The sequence below is a fragment of the Prauserella alba genome, from assembly GCF_024171735.1.
Taxonomy (GTDB): domain Bacteria; phylum Actinomycetota; class Actinomycetes; order Mycobacteriales; family Pseudonocardiaceae; genus Prauserella; species Prauserella alba.
Window position 1 is genome coordinate 69906 of sequence record NZ_JAMTCH010000010.1, and the last position, 19705, is coordinate 89610.

General features: G+C 70.9%; 16 protein-coding genes. 6 read left to right on the forward strand and 10 right to left on the reverse strand.

Translation table 11 applies throughout. The features are described from left to right. Positions 1–29: 29 nt before the first annotated feature. The 3 genes from LY12_RS25415 (at position 30) to LY12_RS25425 (ending at position 2759) form a co-directional block, all read left to right on the forward strand. A complete protein-coding gene (locus LY12_RS25415) occupies positions 30–308 on the forward strand; it encodes an SAV_915 family protein (protein WP_253860003.1) in 279 nt (92 codons plus the stop codon). A 99-nt stretch (positions 309–407) separates the two neighbouring features. After that, complete coding sequence (locus tag LY12_RS25420; protein ID WP_372493640.1) at positions 408–2204, forward strand: acetyl/propionyl/methylcrotonyl-CoA carboxylase subunit alpha; 1797 nt, start codon at positions 408–410, stop codon at positions 2202–2204. 138 nt (positions 2205–2342) lie between these two features. Further along, positions 2343–2759 (forward strand): DUF1707 SHOCT-like domain-containing protein, encoded by a 417-nt coding sequence (locus LY12_RS25425; protein WP_253860005.1) that lies wholly within the window; start codon positions 2343–2345, stop codon positions 2757–2759. A 127-nt stretch (positions 2760–2886) separates the two neighbouring features. Here the strand turns inward: LY12_RS25425 and LY12_RS25430 are convergent, their stop codons facing one another. Then, a complete protein-coding gene (locus LY12_RS25430) occupies positions 2887–3471 on the reverse strand; it encodes a GNAT family N-acetyltransferase (protein ID WP_253860006.1) in 585 nt (194 codons plus the stop codon). 171 nt (positions 3472–3642) lie between these two features. Then, on the reverse strand, positions 3643–5400 hold the full coding sequence (locus LY12_RS25435; RefSeq protein WP_253860007.1) for a glycerol-3-phosphate dehydrogenase/oxidase: 1758 nt from the start codon (positions 5398–5400) through the stop codon (positions 3643–3645). A 259-nt stretch (positions 5401–5659) separates the two neighbouring features. On the opposite strand from LY12_RS25435, the gene LY12_RS25440 reads away from it, so the two are divergent. Together LY12_RS25440 and glpK are read left to right on the forward strand one after the other, a co-directional pair. Then, positions 5660–6409, forward strand: coding sequence for an MIP/aquaporin family protein (locus LY12_RS25440; protein ID WP_253860008.1), 750 nt, complete (start codon positions 5660–5662; stop codon positions 6407–6409). Positions 6410–6422: 13 nt separating this feature from the next. Beyond that, positions 6423–7928, forward strand: a complete 1506-nt coding sequence (gene glpK / locus LY12_RS25445) for a glycerol kinase GlpK (RefSeq protein ID WP_253860009.1) — start codon at positions 6423–6425, stop codon at positions 7926–7928. 20 nt (positions 7929–7948) lie between these two features. On the opposite strand, the gene LY12_RS25450 is transcribed toward glpK, so the two are convergent. Both LY12_RS25450 and LY12_RS25455 read right to left on the reverse strand, forming a co-directional pair. Beyond that, positions 7949–8734: a VOC family protein gene (locus LY12_RS25450; protein ID WP_253860010.1), complete on the reverse strand. Its 786-nt coding sequence runs from the start codon at positions 8732–8734 to the stop codon at positions 7949–7951. A gap of 71 nt (positions 8735–8805) precedes the next feature. Then, positions 8806–10206 carry an NAD(P)H-quinone dehydrogenase gene (locus LY12_RS25455; RefSeq protein ID WP_253860011.1) on the reverse strand — a complete coding sequence of 467 codons (1401 nt, stop codon included), beginning with the start codon at positions 10204–10206 and terminating at the stop codon, positions 8806–8808. Between the two features lie 84 nt (positions 10207–10290). On the opposite strand from LY12_RS25455, the gene LY12_RS25460 reads away from it, so the two are divergent. Further along, positions 10291–10743, forward strand: coding sequence for a gamma-glutamylcyclotransferase (locus LY12_RS25460; RefSeq protein WP_183779356.1), 453 nt, complete (start codon positions 10291–10293; stop codon positions 10741–10743). Between the two features lie 206 nt (positions 10744–10949). On the opposite strand, the gene LY12_RS25465 is transcribed toward LY12_RS25460, so the two are convergent. The 6 genes from LY12_RS25465 to LY12_RS25490 form a co-directional block, all read right to left on the reverse strand. Further along, positions 10950–11738 carry an endonuclease domain-containing protein gene (locus LY12_RS25465; RefSeq protein ID WP_253860012.1) on the reverse strand — a complete coding sequence of 263 codons (789 nt, stop codon included), beginning with the start codon at positions 11736–11738 and terminating at the stop codon, positions 10950–10952. A 379-nt stretch (positions 11739–12117) separates the two neighbouring features. Then, positions 12118–13401: a M20 family metallopeptidase gene (locus LY12_RS25470; protein WP_253860013.1), complete on the reverse strand. Its 1284-nt coding sequence runs from the start codon at positions 13399–13401 to the stop codon at positions 12118–12120. A gap of 496 nt (positions 13402–13897) precedes the next feature. Beyond that, complete coding sequence (locus tag LY12_RS25475; protein ID WP_253860014.1) at positions 13898–14353, reverse strand: hypothetical protein; 456 nt, start codon at positions 14351–14353, stop codon at positions 13898–13900. Positions 14354–14467: 114 nt separating this feature from the next. Continuing rightward, positions 14468–15484, reverse strand: a complete 1017-nt coding sequence (gene meaB / locus LY12_RS25480; protein ID WP_253860015.1) for a methylmalonyl Co-A mutase-associated GTPase MeaB — start codon at positions 15482–15484, stop codon at positions 14468–14470. Beyond that, positions 15484–17679, reverse strand: coding sequence for a methylmalonyl-CoA mutase (gene scpA / locus LY12_RS25485; RefSeq protein WP_253860016.1), 2196 nt, complete (start codon positions 17677–17679; stop codon positions 15484–15486). The genes meaB and scpA overlap by 1 nt, the downstream gene beginning before the upstream one ends. Beyond that, a complete protein-coding gene (locus LY12_RS25490) occupies positions 17676–19619 on the reverse strand; it encodes a methylmalonyl-CoA mutase family protein (RefSeq protein ID WP_253860017.1) in 1944 nt (647 codons plus the stop codon). The genes scpA and LY12_RS25490 overlap by 4 nt, the downstream gene beginning before the upstream one ends. Positions 19620–19705: the final 86 nt, after the last annotated feature.

Here is a 19705-nt window from a genome sequence, read left to right on the forward strand (position 1 = left end):
ACGGACCGCGCACGACTACCGTGACGTCGGTGACGAATCCCCAGCTGCCGCCCGTGGTGTACCTGCCAACCGGCCCGCACGACGGCAGGCACACCCTGCAGACCGACGTCGAACTCCGCCGCACCCCCGACGGCCGCCTCGCGCTCCTGGCCTACACCGCCGTCGACCGGCTCGTCGAGTGTTGCGGCGAGCACCAGCCGTGGATGCTCGTGCAGACCTCCGACCTGCCGGCCCTGCACGAGTCCCAGCCCTACGACGTGATCCTCGTCGACGCCGAGATCCCCGAGGACCTGCGCCACCCGGCGTGACCACGCCCGCCACGTCACCCGGCCGTGACTCGGGTCTCACCGACGGCCGCCCGCCGGTCCGTAGACTCCGACCGAGAACGGCTTGACATGGAGGTAGGCGTGCCGGAGCGAGGCAGCAAGGTCGTGGCAGGCGCGGTGACGAAGGTGCTCATCGCGAACCGTGGCGAGATCGCCGTGCGCGTGATCCGTGCCGCGAAGGACGCGGGTGTCGCCAGCGTGGCCGTCTACGCCGACCCGGACAGGGACGCTCCGCACGTCCGGCTCGCCGACGAGGCGTTCGCCCTGGGCGGGGACACGGCGGCGGACAGCTACCTGGTGTTCGACAAGCTGCTCGACGCGGCCAAGCGGTCCGGGGCGGACTCGGTGCACCCCGGCTACGGCTTTCTCTCCGAGAACGCGGACTTCGCGCAGGCGGTCATCGATGCGGGTCTGACGTGGATCGGCCCGTCGCCGCAGGCGATCCGCGACCTCGGCGACAAGGTCACCGCGCGGCACATCGCGCTGAAGGCCGGCGCGCCCCTCGTGCCCGGCACCAAGGACCCCGCGGGCAGCGCGGACGAGATCGTCGCGTTCGCCGAGGAGCACGGCCTGCCCGTGGCCATCAAGGCCGCCTTCGGCGGTGGCGGCCGCGGCCTCAAGGTCGCCCGCACGATCGACGAGATCCCGGAGCTGTTCGAATCCGCCACCCGCGAGGCCGTCGCCGCGTTCGGCCGCGGCGAATGCTTCGTCGAGCGCTACCTCGACAAGCCCCGGCACGTCGAGGCGCAGGTGCTTGCCGACCAGCACGGAGGCGTCATCGTCGTCGGCACCCGCGACTGCTCGCTGCAGCGCCGTCACCAGAAGCTCGTCGAGGAGGCGCCCGCGCCGTTCCTGACCGACGAGCAGCGCGAGACCATCCACGCCTCCGCCAAGGCGATCTGCTCCGAGGCCGGATACCACGGCGCGGGCACTGTCGAGTACCTCGTGGGCGTCGACGGCACGATCTCGTTCCTCGAGGTGAACACCCGGCTGCAGGTCGAACACCCGGTGTCGGAGGAGACCACGGGCCTCGACCTGGTGCGCGAGCAGTTCCGCATCGCCGAGGGCCACGAGCTGCAGCTGACCGAGGACCCGGCGCCGCGCGGCCACTCCATCGAGTTCCGCATCAACGGCGAGGACGCGGGCCGGGGCTTCCTGCCTGCCCCCGGCACGGTGACCCGCCTCGACTTCCCCTCCGGCCCCGGCGTGCGCGTCGACGCCGGCATGGAGACCGGCACCGTCATCGGCGGCCAGTTCGACTCGATGCTGGCGAAGGTCATCGTCACCGGCGCCGACCGCGACCAGGCCATCGAACGGTCGCGCCGCGCCCTCGACGAGATGGTCGCCGAGGGCATCGCCACCGTGCTGCCGTTCCACCGCACGATCCTGCGGGACCCGGCGTTCGTCGGCGACGGCAAGGACTTCTCGGTGCACACCCGGTGGATCGAGACCGAGTTCGACAACACGATCGAGCCGTACGCAGGCGGCGAGGCCGAGGACTCCGACGACGAGCCGAGGCAGAACGTCGTCGTCGAGGTCGGCGGGCGACGGCTCGAGGTGTCGTTGCCCGCGGGCCTCGCCTCGGCGGGCGGCGGTGGTGGCGGCGCGGCGACGAAGTCGAAGCCGCGCAAGCGCACGGGCGGCGGCAAGACCGCGGTCAGCGGCGACGCCGTGACCGCCCCGATGCAGGGCACGGTCATCAAGGTCGCCGTCGAGGACGGCCAGTACGTCGAGGCGGGCGAGCAGATCGTGGTCCTCGAGGCCATGAAGATGGAGAACCCGGTGACCGCGCACAAGTCCGGCACGGTGACAGGCCTGGCCGCCGAGACCGGCACCACCGTCAACCAGGGCGCCGTCCTCCTCGAACTCAAGGACTGACCTCGGAGCCCCCAGGGGCACCTTGGTTGCATTGAACGCAACCAAAGTGCCCCTGGGGGCGGCGCTCGGGGCGAACACCGGGCAACGGTTTCGCAGGTTCCGTGGTCCCGCGGCGGCCGGCACGCCTACGATCGAGGTGTGGCCGCTGATCGATCCGAGTTGCGGCTCAGCGACGCTGAGCGGCAGGAAGCCCTCGATGCGCTGTCGGAGCACGTGCGCACCGGCAGGCTCGAGCTGTCCGAGTTCGACGAGCGCTCGGTGGGAGTCAGCGGAGCGAAGTTCCGCAAGGATCTGAAACCGTTGTTCGCCGACCTGCCCGAACCGCGGCCGAGCGTCCTCGAACAGCGCCCGCGACAGGACAGCGGGGTCTCGCGGACGAACCCGCCCGCGGTGGAACCGGTGCAGCCGTGGCGGCAGCGACTGGCCTCGCTGGCCGTCCCGGCGGCAGCGGTCCTGGCCATCGCACTGTTCTTCGTCACCCGCGCCGGGTTCTTCGTGTTCCTGATCCCCGCTGCGGCTGCCCTCTTGGCCGGGATGGTCGTCAACCGCCGCTGACTCCCCACGGCCGGTTCAGGCTCTCAGCCCCTGCGGTTCCTATACCGCAGGGCCCGGCTCAACAATCTCCGGCCGCACAATCCACAGTGGATGATCTATGTGGGCGAGGTCGCATGTGGACCGGCGATCAGGACGAGGCAGCTCCGTCCCATTCCCGTGCCAGCACGGCGTAGACGACCTCGTCGGTCCATTCGCCCTTGACGTACTCGTTCTCGCGCAGCTGCGCTTCGCGGCGCATGCCGAGCTTCTCCAGTACACGTGCGGACGCCGCGTTGCGGCCGTCGAGCCGCCCGCACACCCGATGCACACCGAGTTCGGCGAAGGCGAGGTCCACCAGCGGCCGGGTGGCCTCGGTGGCGAACCCCCTCCCGGCGTGATCGGGGTGGAGCACGTAGCCGACCTCGGCCTGCCGATGATCGCCGTGCTGCCAGTGCAGGTTGACGTCACCGATCACCTCGCCCGCCTCACCGTCCGGGCGCCGCAGGGCCACGGCCAGCAGCAGCGCGTCACCGGGCTCGGCCAGCGTCGAGTACCGCTCGATCCGGGTGGCCAGCTTCACCGCCGTCTCGTCCCGGGACAGCGGGTGGTCGTAGAGATACCGGTTCACGTCCTCGCGCGAACGGATCGCGTGGAGCGCGTCGAGATCTTCCTGCTCGAACGTGCGCAGCACCAGTCGGGGCGTACGCAACACCCGCGTGCGGTCGACGATCATCCGCCCGAGCCTAGCGACATGCCGGACACGGCTCCACGGCTTTTCCGCCACCCTCACCGGCGCATGGGCACAGCCGCGCGCCGGTGAGGGACGGGCGACGGGCGGACGCAGGCGGCAACCACCCGAGTGCAGAACACGGCCACCCGAGTGCAGAACACGCGCCGCGGGGTGTCAGCTGACCGGTTCGGTGAGACGATCCCGCACTTCCGGTGCGGCGACCCGCTTCGCGTCGGCGGCCTCGTCGTCGGGCTGGGCCTGCGAGTCGCGCTCGGCCTCCACGCGGGCGCGGTACACCTCGACCTCACGCTGCCGCTGTTCCGGGGTCCAGCCCAGCACGTCGCCGACGAGGTCGGCGACCTGCTCGGCGCAGTCGACACCCCGGTGCGGGTACTCGATGGAGATGCGCGTCCGCCGGGCCAGCACGTCCTCGAGGTGCAGCGCACCCTCGTCGGTGGCGGCGTAGACGACCTCGACGCGCAGGTAGTCCGGCGCCGCCTCGATCGGCTTGAGCAGGTCCGGCCTGCCCTCCGCCAGTGCGAGCACGTCGCCGATGAGCGAGCCGTACCGGTCGAGCAGGTGCCGCACCCGGTACGGGTGCAGCCCGTGGTCGGACGCCAGGTGGTCGGCCTGGTTGACCAGCGCGTGGTAGCCGTCGGCGCCCACGAGCGGCACCTTGTCGGTGATCGACTCCTGCACTCGCTCGGGCACGTCGACGGCCGCGGCGTCGACCGCGTCGGCCGCCATCACGCGGTACGTCGTGTACTTGCCGCCCGCGATCGCCACCAGGCCGGGCGCCACGCGCGCGACGGCGTGCTCGCGGGAGAGTTTCGACGTCTCCTCGCTCTCGCCGGCCAGCAACGGCCGCAGCCCGGCGTACACGCCTTCGATGTCGTCGTGCGTCAACGGCGTCGCCAGCACCTTGTTGACGTGCTCGAGGATGTAGTCGATGTCGCTGCGCGTCGCCGAAGGGTGCGCCAGGTCGAGGTTCCAGTCGGTGTCGGTGGTGCCGACGATCCAGTGGTTGCGCCACGGGATCACGAACAGGACCGACTTCTCCGTCCGCAGGATCATGCCGCTCTCGGCGACGATGCGGTCCCGCGGCACGACGATGTGGACACCCTTGCTCGAACGCACCCGGAACCGCCCACGGCTGCCGGAAAGCCGCTGCAGCTCGTCGGTCCACACACCGGTGGCGTTGATCACCGCGTGCGCCTGGACGTCGGTCTCCTGTCCACTCTCGACGTCGCGGACGCGCACTCCGGACACCCGGTCGGCCTCGCGGAGGAAACCGACGACCTGGGTGGAGTTGCGCACCACGGCGCCGTAGTGCGCGGCCGTGCGGGCCACGGTCATGGTGTGGCGCGCGTCGTCGGCCTGCGCGTCGTAGTAGCGGATGCCGCCGATCAGGGCATCCCGCTTCAACGCGGGCACCATGCGCAGCGCACCCGCGCGCGTGAGGTGCTTCTGCCCGGGTACGGAGCGGGCGCCGCCCATCGTGTCGTAGAGCAGCAGGCCGGCGGCGGTGTAGGGACGCTCCCACCCCCGGTGCGTCAGCGGGTACAGAAAGCTCACCGGCTTGACCAGGTGCGGCGCGATCCGGTTGAGCATGAGCTCGCGTTCGCGCAGCGCTTCCCTGACGAGACCGAACTCGAGCTGTTCGAGATAGCGCAGCCCGCCGTGGAACAGCTTGCTCGACCGGCTCGACGTGCCCGAGGCCAGGTCGCGCGCCTCGATGAGCGCCACGCGCAGGCCACGTGTCGCCGCGTCCAGCGCCGTTCCGGCACCCACGATGCCACCGCCGATCACGACGAGGTCGAAGGTCTCCTTCCCGAGCCGCTGCCACGACTCGGCGCGCGTCTCCGGGCCCAGCTGTGCCGTCGCCGCGGCCCTCGCCGACGTCCTCGCCTCGCGTCCACGCTGCGCTGTCACGTAACTCCTCCTCGCCGACGTCGCGCCCGATCACCGGGACGGTTCCAGCATGGCACGTTCGCCGTCACTCGCACGTCCGCGTGCCGCTTCTAGGCCGAACGTCGCTTTGAGCGATCACTCACATGCGAGTAGCGTTTTCATCCAACGTGAACCGGCAGTGGCGCCACCTCTGGGGTCGTCGCCCTGCGCGGACATGTCAGGTGCGGCTGTGGGCGGATCCGCCCCGACCGTGACGTCCAAGGTGGAGGGCTGAGGGCCTATGAACGCCGGAGCAGTTTTCGTCTGGGAGATGCTGGGCACGTCGATGCTCGTGCTCCTGGGTACCGCCGTCGTCGCGAACCACGCGCTGCGCAAGACCCTCGGGAGCGGCAGTGGATTCCTGTTCATCACCATCGGCTGGGCCTTCGCGGTCTTCGTCGGCGCGAGCATCGCCGACCCGTCGGGCGGCCACATCAACCCGGCGGTGACGTTCGGACTCGCCGTGGCCGGCGATCTGTCCTGGGCGGACGTGCCCATCTACTGGGCAGGCCAGCTCGTCGGCGGTGTGCTCGGTGCGGTGTTGACGTGGCTGGCTTACAAGCTGCAGTTCGACGACCACCCGGAACCGGAGGGGACACTCGGTATCTTCTCCACCGTTCCGCCGATCGAGAACAAACTGTGGAACACCGTCACCGAGGTCATCGGCACCTTCGTGCTGCTGGCATGGATCCTGTTCACGCCTGCGGCGTCCCTGGACTCCGGGGGCGGGCCGGTGTTCGGCAACGCCGCACTCGGCTACGCGGGCGTGTCGTTCGTCGTGTTGGTGATCGGTACCTCGCTCGGTGGCCCGACGGGCTACGCGATCAACCCGGCACGTGACCTCGGACCTCGTATCGCGTACGCCTTCGTGCTGCCGATTCGCGGCAAGGGTAACCCGCAGTGGGGGTATTCCTGGGTCCCGATCATCGGCCCGCTCGTCGGTGGCGGTCTCGCCGGCCTCCTGTACCTCGCAACCAGCGGCCTGAGCTGAGTTTGGAGCAACTGTGTCTCGTTTTGTCGCCGCCATCGACCAGGGCACGACGTCGACCCGCACGATGATCTTCGACCACGGCGGCAACGTCGTGGCCGTCGATCAACGCGAGCACGAGCAGATCTTCCCGCAGGCGGGCTGGGTCGAACACGACCCGGAACAGATCTGGGCCAACACCCGCGCAACGGCCGCGGGTGCGCTCGCCAACGCCGACATCACGGCCTCCGACGTGGTGAGCGTCGGCATCACCAACCAGCGCGAGACCACGGTCGTGTGGGACCGCCACACGGGCAAGCCCGTCTACAACGCGATCGTCTGGCAGGACACCCGCACCGACCGGGTCATCACCGAGCTCGGCGAGTTGGGAGGGGGCCAGGAGCGGTACCGCGAGAAGACCGGCCTGCCGCTCGCGACGTACTTCTCCGGCCCGAAGATCAAGTGGATCCTGGACAACGTCGAAGGTGTGCGAGCGCGCGCCGAGGCCGGTGACCTGCTGTTCGGCAACATGGACACGTGGGTGCTGTGGAACATGACCGGCGGTGTCGACGGCGGTATCCACGTCACCGACCCCACCAACGCCTCGCGCACCATGCTGATGGACCTGTCCACGCTGTCGTGGGACGAGGGCATCGCCGCCGACATGGGAATTCCGTTGTCGATGCTCCCCGAGATCCGCTCCTCGTCCGAGGTGTACGGCACGGTGCGCGAACGCGGCGCGCTCGGCGGCGTGCCGATCGCCGGCATCCTCGGCGACCAGCAGGCCGCGACGTTCGGCCAGGCCTGCCTGTCGCCCGGCGAGGCGAAGAACACCTACGGCACCGGCAACTTCGTGCTGCTCAACACGGGCACCGACAAGGTGCTGTCCGAGAACGGCCTGCTCACGACGGTCTGCTACAAGATCGGTGAGAAGGCCACCGTGTACGCGCTCGAAGGGTCGATCGCCGTCACCGGCTCCCTGGTGCAGTGGCTCCGCGACAACCTCGGCATGATCGGCTCGGCCGCCGAGATCGAGGGCCACGCGCGCACCGTCGACGACAACGGCGGTGCCTACTTCGTGCCCGCGTTCTCGGGGCTGTTCGCACCGTACTGGCGCTCGGACGCCCGCGGCGCGATCGTCGGCCTGACCCGCTACGTCAACAAGGGTCACCTCGCACGGGCGGTACTCGAGGCGACGGCGTTCCAGACGCGCGAGGTCATCGACGCCATGAACGCCGACTCCGGAGTGCCGCTGCGCACGCTCAAGGTCGACGGCGGCATGGTGGTCAACGACCTGCTGATGCAGTTCCAGGCCGACATTCTCGGCGTCTCCGTGATCCGGCCGAAGGTCAACGAGACCACCGCCCTCGGCGCCGCCTACGCCGCCGGACTGGCCGTCGGATTCTGGCAGTCCGAAGAGGACATCCGGTCGAACTGGGCCAAGGACAAGGAGTGGGATCCGGCCATGGACGAGGTGCGCCGCGAGCGCGAGTACCGCAACTGGAAGAAGGCGGTCACGAAGACCTTCGACTGGGTGGAGTGAGCAGTACCGGCCCGGCGGCGTCAGCTTTCGATCACCCGGAAGTAGGCGCCGCCCGGGTCGGCGACCGCCGCGAGCCTGCCGCGCGGTGAGTCGACCGGTCCGCCGTGCACGGTGCCGCCGAGGTCGACGAGTCGCGTCACGACCGCGTCCACCTCGGTGACCGCGAAGTACGTCGTCCAATGTGGCGGGATCTCCGCCACCCCTGCGTCCGGCAGCGTGCCGATACCGCCGACCTCGGCCGCCTCGGCACCGTCACCGGCGTCGACCCGGATCGTGGCGTACTGGAAGTCGCCGTGGGACGGCTCGTCGAAGCCGTAACCGAACACCTCGGCGTAGAACCGCTTCGCGGCCGGATAGTCGCGGACGACGCACTCGTTCCAGGTGAGCGCGCCGGGCACGTTCGCGATCTGCACCCCCGTGGTGCGACCCGCCTGCCAGATACCGAACACCGCGCCGGCGGGGTCGACCGCGACGGCCATCCGCGCCGCCTCGCCGACGTCCCCCGGCGGCAGGATGAGCTTTCCGCCCGCCGTAGTGATCCGCTGCGCTGCCGCATCCGCATCGTCGACCGCGAGGTAGGTGCTCCACGCCGAGGGCGCCTGCACACCCGGCGGCTTCGGGCCGATCGCCGCCGTGGCGCGGCCGTCGACCATCGCGATCGAGTAGTGCCCGTAGTCCTCGCCGGTGTCGACGAACTCCCAGCCCAGCAGGTCGCCGTAGAAGCGGGTGGCCTCGTCGACGTCGTCGGCCATCATGTCGACCCAGCAGGGCGCGCCCTCGGGCCAGGCGGTGTCGCGGAAGGTCACGGACGCCCCTTTCCTCTCCTGGCGTCCAGTGTGACACGGCGCACCCGGTGGGCAAGCGCCGTCGATCAGCGTCAGTCCAGGTCGTCGTGCTGCATCAGCTGCCGGCCCGCCTCGGTGATCGACCCGGACAGCGACGGGTAGACCGAGAACGTCAGCGCCAGGTTCTCCACCGTGAGCTGGTTCTGCACGGCCAGCGCGATCGGCAGGATCAACTCGCTCGCCGTCGGCGCCACGACCACACCGCCGACGACCACGCCCGTGGCCGGGCGGCAGAACAGCTTCACGAAGCCGTGCCGGACGCCTTCCATCTTGGCGCGCGGGTTGGTCGACAGCGGCAGCATGATCGTGCGCGCGGGCACCTCGCCGGAGTCGATCGCCTGCTGGCCGATGCCGACCGTCGCGATCTCCGGGTGGGTGAACACGTTCGCGGCGACCGTGCGCAGGCGGATCGGCGCGACACCCTCGCCGAGCGCGTGCCACATCGCGATGCGCCCCTGCATGCTCGCCACGGACGCCAACGGCAGCAGCCCGGTGCAGTCACCCGCGGCGTACACGCCGGGCGCGCTGGTTCGGGACACCCGGTCGACGGGGATCGACCCGTTCTGCGCCGTCTCGACGCCCACCCGGTCGAGGCCGATGTCGGCGGTGTTCGGCACCGAACCGACCGTCATCAGCGCGTGACTCGCCTCGATGGTGCGCCCGTCGGCCAGATGGATCGTCACGCCCTTCTCGGTACGCTCCACCCGGTCGGCCCGCGCATGCTTGACCACGGACGTGCCGCGCCGGGAGAAGCCCTCCTCCAGCACGGCAGCGGCGTCGGCGTCCTCGTGCGGCAGCACGCGGTCACGGCTGGACACGACCGTCACCTTCACGCCCATCTCGGTGTAGGCCGACGCGAACTCGGCACCCGTCACACCGGACCCGACGACCGCGAGGTGCTCCGGCAGTTCGGGCAGGTCGTAGAGCTGACGCCAGTCGAGGATGCGCTCGCCGTCCGGAACGGCTCCGGGCAGCACACGCGGGGTGGCACCGGTGGCGATCAGCACGACGTCGGCGTCCAGCACCTCGTCGCCGTCCTTGCCCGCCACGGCGATCTTGTGCGTGGCCAGGCCCGGCTCGTCGTCGCAGAACCGCGCGGCGCCGGTGATCACCCGCACACCCTCCCGTTGCACCCGGGCGCGGATGTCGGCCGACTGGGCGAGCGCCAGTCCGCGGACCCGGCCGTGCACGGTGGACAGGTCCACGCGGGAGTCCTCGAGGTCGACGTCGACACCCAGCTCACGGAAGCCGTGCAGGCTCGCCCTGGCGCCCGACGACGCGATGAACGTCTTCGACGGCACGCAGTCGTACAGCACGCAGGCGCCACCGAGACCGTCCCGCTCGACGACGGTCACGTCCGCGCCGTGCTGAGCCGCCACGAGTGCGGCCTCGTACCCGGCAGGTCCGCCGCCCATGATCACGATCTTGGTCACGTCTGGTGCCTCCTCACACGCCGTCCGGTCCCACTTTAGGCGTGGCCGGGTTCCGACTTCCCGAGAGGCCGTTACGCTGTCGCCGTGCCTCTCTATGCCGCGTACGGGTCCAACATGGAACCCTCCCAGATGGCCGAGCGAGCGCCGCACTCGCCGATGGCGGGAACCGGCTGGCTGGAAGGCTGGCGGTTGACGTTCGGCGGCGAAGACCTGTTGTGGGAAGGTGCGCTCTCCACGATCGTGGAGGACCCCGACTCCCGGGTGTTCGTGGTGCTCTACGACGTCACCTCGCTCGACGAGGGTCAGCTCGACCGCTGGGAGGGCAACGAGCTCGGCCTGCACAACAAGATCCGCCTCCGGGTTCAGACCATGGACGGTTCGGTGCTGGCGTGGCTGTACGTGCTGGACGCCTACGAGGGCGGCCTGCCGTCGGCGCGCTACCTCGGCGTGCTGGCCGACGCCGCCGAAGCCGCGGGCGCGCCCGCCGACTACGTGGCCGACCTGCGCACCCGCCCCTGCAAGGGCATCGGCCCGTAACCAAACCCCGCGTGCGACACCCGGCGCGTGTTGCGGTTCTGGGGGCCCGTGTTGCGGATTCGGGGGGCCGTGTTGCGGTTCCCGGAGGCCATGTTGCGGATTCCTGTCGCCTCGTCAGCGCGCAGCTGACCGACCGCCAAACACGCCGCGCACCAGACCACACCGTTCCCTAGCCCCACGGCTGCCTCGCGTCTGGGCGGCCGAGTTCAGCGCCGCGCCGATTGCGTGCGTCGCCGGTCGGCTGCACTCGGCGCGAGCGGTCGGCCCCGCGTCTCGAATGCTCGCCACAGTTCGTTGAGTACGGGTTCCGGGTTCGCGAACCGTTCCTTCCGGACTCTGACGGTGAGCCACCCACGCTCCGCCATCCGCCGGTCACGTTCGGCGTCGTAGGCACCGCGATCCTCGTGCGCCTCGTACCCGTCGTACTCCAACGCGATCTTGACGTCCGGCCACGCCAGGTCGAACACGTAGGACAGCCGGCCGCGGAGGTCGAACACCTGGAACTGTGGGATCGGCGCGGGGAACCCGGCGTCCACCACGAGCAGGCGCAATCTGCTTTCCTGTGGAGACTCGGCGGCCCCTGTCGCCAGTTGCAGCAGCGCCTGGCCACCCGGCACTCCGCGCCGGTCGTCCCGGAGGTCGAGTCTGCTCCGGATGCTCTGCACCAACGCGCCGGCTTCGTCGTCCGGTACGGCCGCCAACGCCTGGTCAACAGTGGCCAGCGCTACCCATCTCCGCTCGACGCACAACAGCTCCACCAACGTCGGAGCAAGCGAGAGAACCGGTAGGCCATACCGGAATTCGACGTCGTCCTCGGCGAATCTGTCTCGATGCACGGTCAACCCGCCACGTGAGCGGGCCGTGCTGCCATAGGGCACGGTCACGTGTAACTCGCCGTTCTCGGCCGCACTACATCCGTGCAGCACCGCTGCCGTGCCGTGCGAGACAACCGCGCCCGGACCGGCGGCGAGGAGCCCCGCGGCACTCCGGGTCACGATGTCCAGCGAACGAGTCGGATCGACGACCACCCCGCGCCACGGCTGGCTCAGTAACCCGTGACGCAGCGCCGACCGAACGGTCTGTTCCCCGAGCGCGGACAAGAGAGCGCTTCGCTTCGCCGCACCATGACGGTCCCAGTTCGGTGTGAACATGCAGTCACTGTGACCTGCTGGGAGGCACCGCAGGAGACTGTGAGCAAATCTGTGGATAACCGATCTCGTTGTGGACAACTTGAGGACCGTTGGGCCACTCATGCCTGCCGAACACGCCTGTCCGGCCCACGACACGAACCCAGTTGCCGCAACACGATCCCCGGAACCCGCAACACGGTCCCCCGAATCCGCAACACGGTCCCCGGAACCCGCAACATGCGGGTCAGGGGTTGAAGGCCGCCAGGGCGGTGTTGACCAGGACTCGCGTACCGGTGAGCAGTGCGCGTTCGTCGGCCTCGAAGGTCGGCTGGTGCAGGTCGCGTTTCGGGCCCTCTCCCGGCCACACGCCCAGCCGCGCGAACGCACCCGGCACGTGCTGCAGGTACCAGCCGAAGTCCTCACCACCGGACGACTGTTCCGTGCCGACCAGGGCATCCGCACCGAGCGCGGCCTCGACACCGCCGCGCAGCAGCTCCGTGCTGTCCTGCCCGCTCAAGACGGGCGGCACCCCGCGCTGATAGTTCAGCTCGTAGCCGACGCCCAGCGGCGCCAGCATCGACTCCACCGACGACTCGACGAGCGATTCGAGCTGCTTCCACGTGTCCTCGTCGGCGGTGCGCAACGTGCCGCGCAGCAGCCCGTCCTGGGGCACGGCGTTCGGGGCCTCACCCGCGTGCACCGAGCCCCACACGAGCACCGTGCCCGACCTCGGGTCGACGCGCCGTGACAGCACCGACGGCAACGACGTGATCACCGTGCCCAGCGCGTGGACGAGATCGGCCGTCAGGTGGGGCCGGGACGTGTGCCCGCCCGGCGAGGTCAGCCGGAGTTCGACGAGGTCGGCCGCGGACGTCAGCGCCCCGACGCGGGTTCCGACCTTGCCGACCTCCACGCGCGGGTCGCAGTGCAGACCGAAGATCCGGTCGACGCCGTCGAGGTGGCCTGCGCGGATGACGTCGAGGGCACCGCCGGGCATGACCTCCTCGGCCGGTTGGAAGATCAGCCGCACCCGTCCCGGCAGCCGGTCGGCGGCACGCGCCAGCGCCAGACCCGCGGCCAGCACGATCGTCGTGTGGAGGTCGTGGCCGCACGCGTGAGCCGCGCCGTCGACCGTCGAGGCGAACGGCAGCCCGCTCGCCTCGGTCAGCGGCAGCGCGTCGAGGTCGGCCCGCAGCGCGACGCAGGTCGGACCGTCGCCGATGTCGCAGATCAGGCCCGTTCCGGAGGGCATGACCCGCGGCGTCAGGCCCGCTGATTCCAGCAGGCCCGCAACCAGTTCCGTCGTGCCGTACTCGCGCCGCGCCAGCTCCGGGTTGGTGTGAATGTGCCGACGCCAGGCCAGCACGTCGCCCGCGTGGTCGGCGAGCCAGTCGTCCAGCCAGTCCGGCCCTCTGCCCGCACCGAGGTCGGCCACCGGCGCCATGCTCACACCGGAATCGGTGAGCACCGCGTCCGACGAGCCGTCCGGGTCGCCCGGCACCTCGGGTCGCGAGTCGAGAACGGTCACCGCACACCTCCGCGCACGCCCGCCGACGCCGAACCCTGTCCACGGCGCGCGGACGTCACCTCATGAATCCTGCTCCCAGTGTTGCACCGAACAGGTGAGCGCGAGACCCGGATGTCGTAGCGGGGAGACCGACGGTAGGCAGATTGCGGCGAGCGGCGATGCGAATTTCGTCCGCTACCGGCCACCGCGCGACCGATGACCACTGGTCGTCGCCGAACGCACATCGACCTGCACAGACGTACCGTCCGGCGACACCTCGCCCACCTCTCCGCGGCGACCGCCCGACCGCCACCGCCGGGCGAACGACCCCGGATCCGAACGCCCAGCACCCGAACGCCCAGCACCCGAACGTCACGGCGCTCGGCCGTCCCAGCGCTCGGCCGTCCCAGCACTCGGCCGTCCCGGCGCTCAGCCTGCCCCGAGTTCCGCGGCTCGAGCTCAGTCGGCCCGACTGCAGTGCGCCGAGCTCAGTGCGCCCGCCAAGTGGGACCGGAGCTCAGTCGTCCTTCTTGGCGCGTTTGCGGCGGATGATGCGCCCCCACACGATGATGCCCAGCAGTGCGGCCGCCGCGAGACCGACGACGAGCTTGTTCTTCGCGTTCTCCTGGTCGGCCTCGGTCTGCGGATCGAGTTCCGGTCCGGAGTCGCCTCCCTGCGCGACCACCGTGACCGCTGCCGTCCGGTCGCCGGCCGACCCGGACCCGACCGCATCGGGCCCCACAGCATCGGACCCAGCAGTGCCGGCACGCGTCACGCCGGCGCCCCACCCGTCCGCGTCCTGCGCCTCGTCGGGCACGGCCGATCCCGCGACCGCGGCGGTCGCGCCGGCCGCAGCGGGTGCGCCGGCCGCAGCGGGTGCGCCGGCCGCAGCGGGTGCGCCGGCCGCGGCCACGCCGAACCACACGCCGCCGCACGCGACGGCCAGTACCGCAAGGACCACGATCCGGCGCACGGCCCGGCCGCAACGCGGCGGCGGAGCGGCGGACCCGACGCGAGAGGACCCGACACGAGAAGACACTCGACAGGCACACATCACCGTCAGTCTGCCGCCGAATCCGCGGGGTGGTCAGCCCCCACTCGGTGTGTCGCCGAAGCCGTACCCGAACGCGGCAAGGATCCGTTCCGCGGCGAGGGTCGCGGTCAGGGTGCCGTCGCGGACACCGCGCTCGACCTCGCCCGCGACCTTCTGCACGCCGGGATCCTCGGCGAGACGGTCGAGCAGCTGGTCGCGCACCATCGCCCACGTCCAGTCGATGCGCTGGCGGGTGCGCTTGGCCTCCAGTTCGCCGGTGGATTCGAGCGCGGCGCGGTGCTCGCCGATCTTGCCCCACACCTCGTCGAGTCCCTCGCCGGTCAGGCCGCTGCAGGTCAGCACGGGCGGAGTCCACGTCGCGTCGGCGCCGTAGAGCATGCGCAGCGCGCCGGACAGTTCGCGGGCGGCACGCCGGGCGTCACGGGCGTGGTCGCCGTCGGCCTTGTTCACCGCGATGACGTCGGCGAGTTCGAGCACGCCCTTCTTGATGCCCTGCAGCTGGTCGCCGGTGCGGGCGAGGGTGAGCAGCAGGAAACAGTCGACCATGCCGGCGACGGTGACCTCGGACTGGCCGACGCCGACGGTCTCGACGAGCACGACGTCGTAGCCGGCCGCTTCCATCAGCGCGATCGTCTCGCGGGTTGCGCGGGCGACACCGCCGAGCGTGCCGGACGTCGGCGAAGGGCGGATGAACGCCGACGGGTCGACGGCCAGCCGCGCCATGCGGGTCTTGTCACCGAGGATCGACCCGCCGGTCCGAGTCGACGACGGGTCCACCGCGAGCACACCGATGCGGTGGCCCGCCTCGGTCAGCTCGGTGCCGAGCTGGTCGATGAACGTCGATTTGCCCGCCCCGGGAACGCCGGTGATGCCGATCCGCCGTGCACCACCGGCGTGCGGCAGCAGTTCGACGAGCAGTTCCTGTGCCTGCTGCCGGTGCTCGGGTTTCGACGACTCGACGAGTGTGATCGCCCGCGACAGCATGCCGCGGTCACCGGCGCGCACCCCTTTCGCGTACGCGGCGACGTCGACGGCGTTGCGGCGCGGCACTATCCGTCCTGCTCCAGTTGGTCGATCAGGTCGACCGCGGCGTCGGCGATGACGGTGCCGGGGCCGAAGATCGCGGCGGCGCCCGCGGCGTGGAGCTCGTCGTAGTCCTGCGGTGGGATGACACCGCCGCACACCACGAGGATGTCCTCCCGGTCGAGGGCGGCCAGCTCCGACCGCAGGGCGGGCACGAGCGACAGGTGTCCCGCCGCGAGCGACGAGACGCCGACGACGTGCACGTCCGCCTCGACCGCCTGGGCGGCCACCTCGGCGGGAGTCGAGAACAGCGGGCCGACGTCGACGTCGAAACCGACGTCCGCGAACGCCGAGGCGATCACCTTCTGGCCGCGGTCGTGGCCGTCCTGGCCCATCTTGGCCACGAGGATGCGCGGGCGGCGCCCCTCCTGCTCGGCGAAGGCCTCGACGCGCTGCCGTGCGGTGTCGATGCCGCCGTCGCCCTCGGTCTTGCCGACCTCGTCGCGGTACACACCCGAGATCGTACGAATCTGCCCAGCGTGGCGCCCCCACGCCTTCTCGAGCGCCTCGGACATCTCGCCGACGGTCGCCTTGGCACGGGCCGCGTCGACGGCGAGTTCGAGCAGGTTGCCGTCACCGTTTCCGACACCGCTGCCGTCCCCGGCCGCCGCGGTGAGCCTGCGCAGCGCGTCCTCGACGGCGCCGGGGTCCCGTTCGGCCCGCAGCCGCTCCAGCTTGTCCAGCTGCTGCGCGCGGACCTCGACGTTGTCCACTTTGAGCACGTCGATCTGCTCGTCGGCCTCGGGGCGGTACTTGTTGACGCCGATGACGGGCTGGCGGCCGGAGTCGATGCGCGCCTGGGTGCGTGCGGCGGCCTCCTCGATGCGCAGCTTCGGAATGCCGGCGTCGATCGCCTTGGCCATGCCGCCGGCCGCCTCGACCTCCTCGATGTGCGCCCACGCGCGGCGGGCGAGGTCGTAGGTGAGCTTCTCGACGAACGCGCTGCCGCCCCACGGGTCGATCACGCGGGTGGTGCCGGATTCCTGCTGCAGCACCAGCTGCGTGTTGCGGGCGATGCGCGCCGAGAAGTCCGTGGGCAGTGCGAGCGCCTCGTCGAGCGCGTTGGTGTGCAACGACTGGGTGTGACCCTGGGTGGCTGCCATGGCCTCGACGCACGTGCGCACGACGTTGTTGTGGACGTCCTGCGCCGTGAGTGACCAGCCCGAGGTCTGCGAGTGCGTGCGCAGCGACAGCGACTTCGGATTCTGCGCACCGAACCGCTTGACGAGCTTGGCCCACAGCAGGCGGGCCGCGCGCAGCTTGGCGACCTCCATGAAGAAGTTCATGCCGATCGCCCAGAAGAACGACAGCCGCGGCGCGAACGCGTCGATGTCAAGGCCCGCGCCCTCGCCCGCACGCAGGTACTCGACACCGTCGGCGAGGGTGTACGCCAGCTCGAGGTCGGCGGTCGCTCCGGCCTCCTGCATGTGGTAACCGGAGATGGAGATCGAGTTGAACTTCGGCATCCGCTGCGAGGTGTAGGCGAAGATGTCGGAGATGATCCGCATCGACGGCTGCGGCGGATAGATGTAGGTGTTGCGGACCATGAACTCTTTGAGGATGTCGTTCTGGATGGTCCCCGCGAGCTTCTCCGGTGCGACGCCCTGTTCCTCGGCGGCCACGATGTAGAGCGCCATCACCGGCAGCACCGCGCCGTTCATGGTCATCGACACCGACATCTTGTCGAGCGGAATCCCGTCGAACAGCTGGCGCATGTCGTAGATCGAGTCGATCGCCACGCCCGCCATGCCGACGTCACCGGCGACGCGCGGATGGTCGGAGTCGTAGCCGCGGTGCGTGGCGAGGTCGAACGCCACCGACAGTCCCTTCTGGCCCGCCGCGAGGTTGCGCCGGTAGAAGGCGTTGGACTGGGCGGCTGTGGAGAAGCCCGCGTACTGCCGCACGGTCCACGGCTGGTTCACGTACATCGTCGGATACGGGCCGCGCAGGAACGGCGCCGCACCGGGATAGGTGTTCAAGAAGTCCACATCGGACAGGTCGGAGGCCGTGTAGAGCGGTTTGACGCCGATGCCCTCGGGCGTCTCCCATTCGAGCGCGTCCGCTCCCTTGCCGGTGGCCGACTGCAGTGCCTCGGCCCAGCGCTCGCGGTCACCGGCCGCGGGTGCGCCGAGGTCGACATCGGAGAAATCGGGGATGCTCATCGGGCGGCTCCCTGCTCGTCGACTCCCAGTGTGTCGAGGATGCGCGCGAGGGCGGCGAGCGCGTTGCATCCGGAGTGGATGGTGCCCTCGACGGTGACGCCGTCCGGGGCCGCGCCGGCGAGCCACACCGCGGTGGCACCCGCATCGCGCAGCGCCGCGGCGACGTCGGCGGCCTGCTCGGCGTACGCGGAGTCGGTGCCGCACAGGCACGCCACCGAAGCGCCGCTCTCGCGGAATCGGGCGACGAGGTCGGCGACCGAATCGGTCTCGCCGGGATCGACGGGCTCGATGCCGCCCGCCTGTAGGAAGTTCGTGGTGAACGTGGCGCGCGCGGTGTGCTGGGCGAGGGTGCCGAGCGTGGCGAGGAAGACCGCGGGGCGCGAGCCGGTGGCGGCGAGGTGGGCGTCGGCGCGGTCACGCAGCGCCTCGAAGTCCTGGGCGTACCGCACGCGCGGCAGTCCGCCGTCGAGGCCGTCCGGTTCGGTCGGCCTGCGTTCGAGGAGCTGTTCGCCGGCGAGCGGGAACTCACTGACACCGGTGATCGGGTCGTGGCGGGTGGCGATCCGCTCCGACCGCTCGCGCCGGGTCTCGGCCAGTCGGTCGGCGAGTGCGCCCGAGGTCAGCTCGGCGACCACACCGCCCGCCCGCTCGATCGCGGTGAACTCGCGCCACGCAGTGTGGGCCAGCTCGTCGGTGAGCTTCTCGACGTACCAGGACCCGCCCGCCGGGTCCACGACGCCTGCCAGCCTGGTTTCCTCGAGCAGGATCGCCTGCGTGTTGCGCGCGATGCGCAGCGACAGCTCCTCGGGCCTGCCCAGGGCCTCGTCGAAGGGCAGCACCGTGACGGCGTCGGCACCTCCCGCGCCCGCCGCGAACCCGGCAATCGTCGTGCGCAGCAGGTTCACCCACGGATCGCGGCGGGTGAACATCGCGGGCGAGGTGACGGCGTGCTGGCGCATGGCGGCGCCGGAGCCGGTCACACCCGACACCTCGGCGACCCGCGCCCACAGCCTGCGGGCGGCGCGCAGCTTCGCGATCGTCAGGAACTGGTCGGCCGTCGCGGCGAGGCGGAACTCCAGTTGACCGGCGGCGGTGTCGACGTCGAGGCCGCTCTCGACCAGCGCACGCAGGTAGGCCACACCGGCGGCGATCGTCGCACCGAGCTCCTGGGCGTCGGATCCGCCCGCTTCGTGGAACGGCAGCCCGTCGGCGACGACGGTGCGCAGCAGCGGGTACCGCGCCGCGACCCGTGCGGCGAGCGCTGCGGCGGGCTCCGGGTCACCGGCGGTGCCGGTGCGTGCGCCCACACCGATCGGGTCGGCACCGAGCGAGCCGCCGACCTCGGCGTCGGGCACTCCGTGCTCGGCGTGGACGGCCAGCAGCGCGTCGGCGGCGGCCACGTAGTCCGCACCCGCGTCGAGGGTCACCGGCGCCAGGTCGAGCCGCACCTCGCGCAGCGCGTCGGCCAGCGACTCGACCGGCACGCCCCCACGGCCCGCGCGCAGCCACACCGAGGTGACCCCGCTTTCCAGATCGGCGAGCAGCTCGCGGTTGACCGCGCGCGCGTCGCCGTGTCCGTGGCGGGAACGGACGTCCCACCCGGCGGCCACGTTGCCTTCGGGGCGGCGGCCGCGCACGAACGGCGGCAACCCGGGAAACCCCGCCTCGGGCACGTCGTCACGCGCCGTGTACAGCGGCTGGATCTCGATGCCGTCGTAGGTCGTGGTGGTCAGCAGGCTCTCCGGCGCGCCGTCGAACCCCTCCGGCAGTGCACCGGTCTTGCCGAGCACGCCCGCGACGAGCCGCTGCCAGGTCTCGTGATCGGGGGTGTCGAACTCGGCCGCGAGCGACAGGCTCGGGGCCGAGGCCGCACCCGCTGTCGAACCGGCCCGCCGGGATTCCGGGCCGCCCGCACCTGGCGTCCCTGCCACTTCCGTCATACCGAGTGATGGTAGGACCCGCGGCCGTCCGTCAAGTGTGAGGCTGATCGCGACCCGGCTACACCGGCGGGCGGGTACCCGGCCGC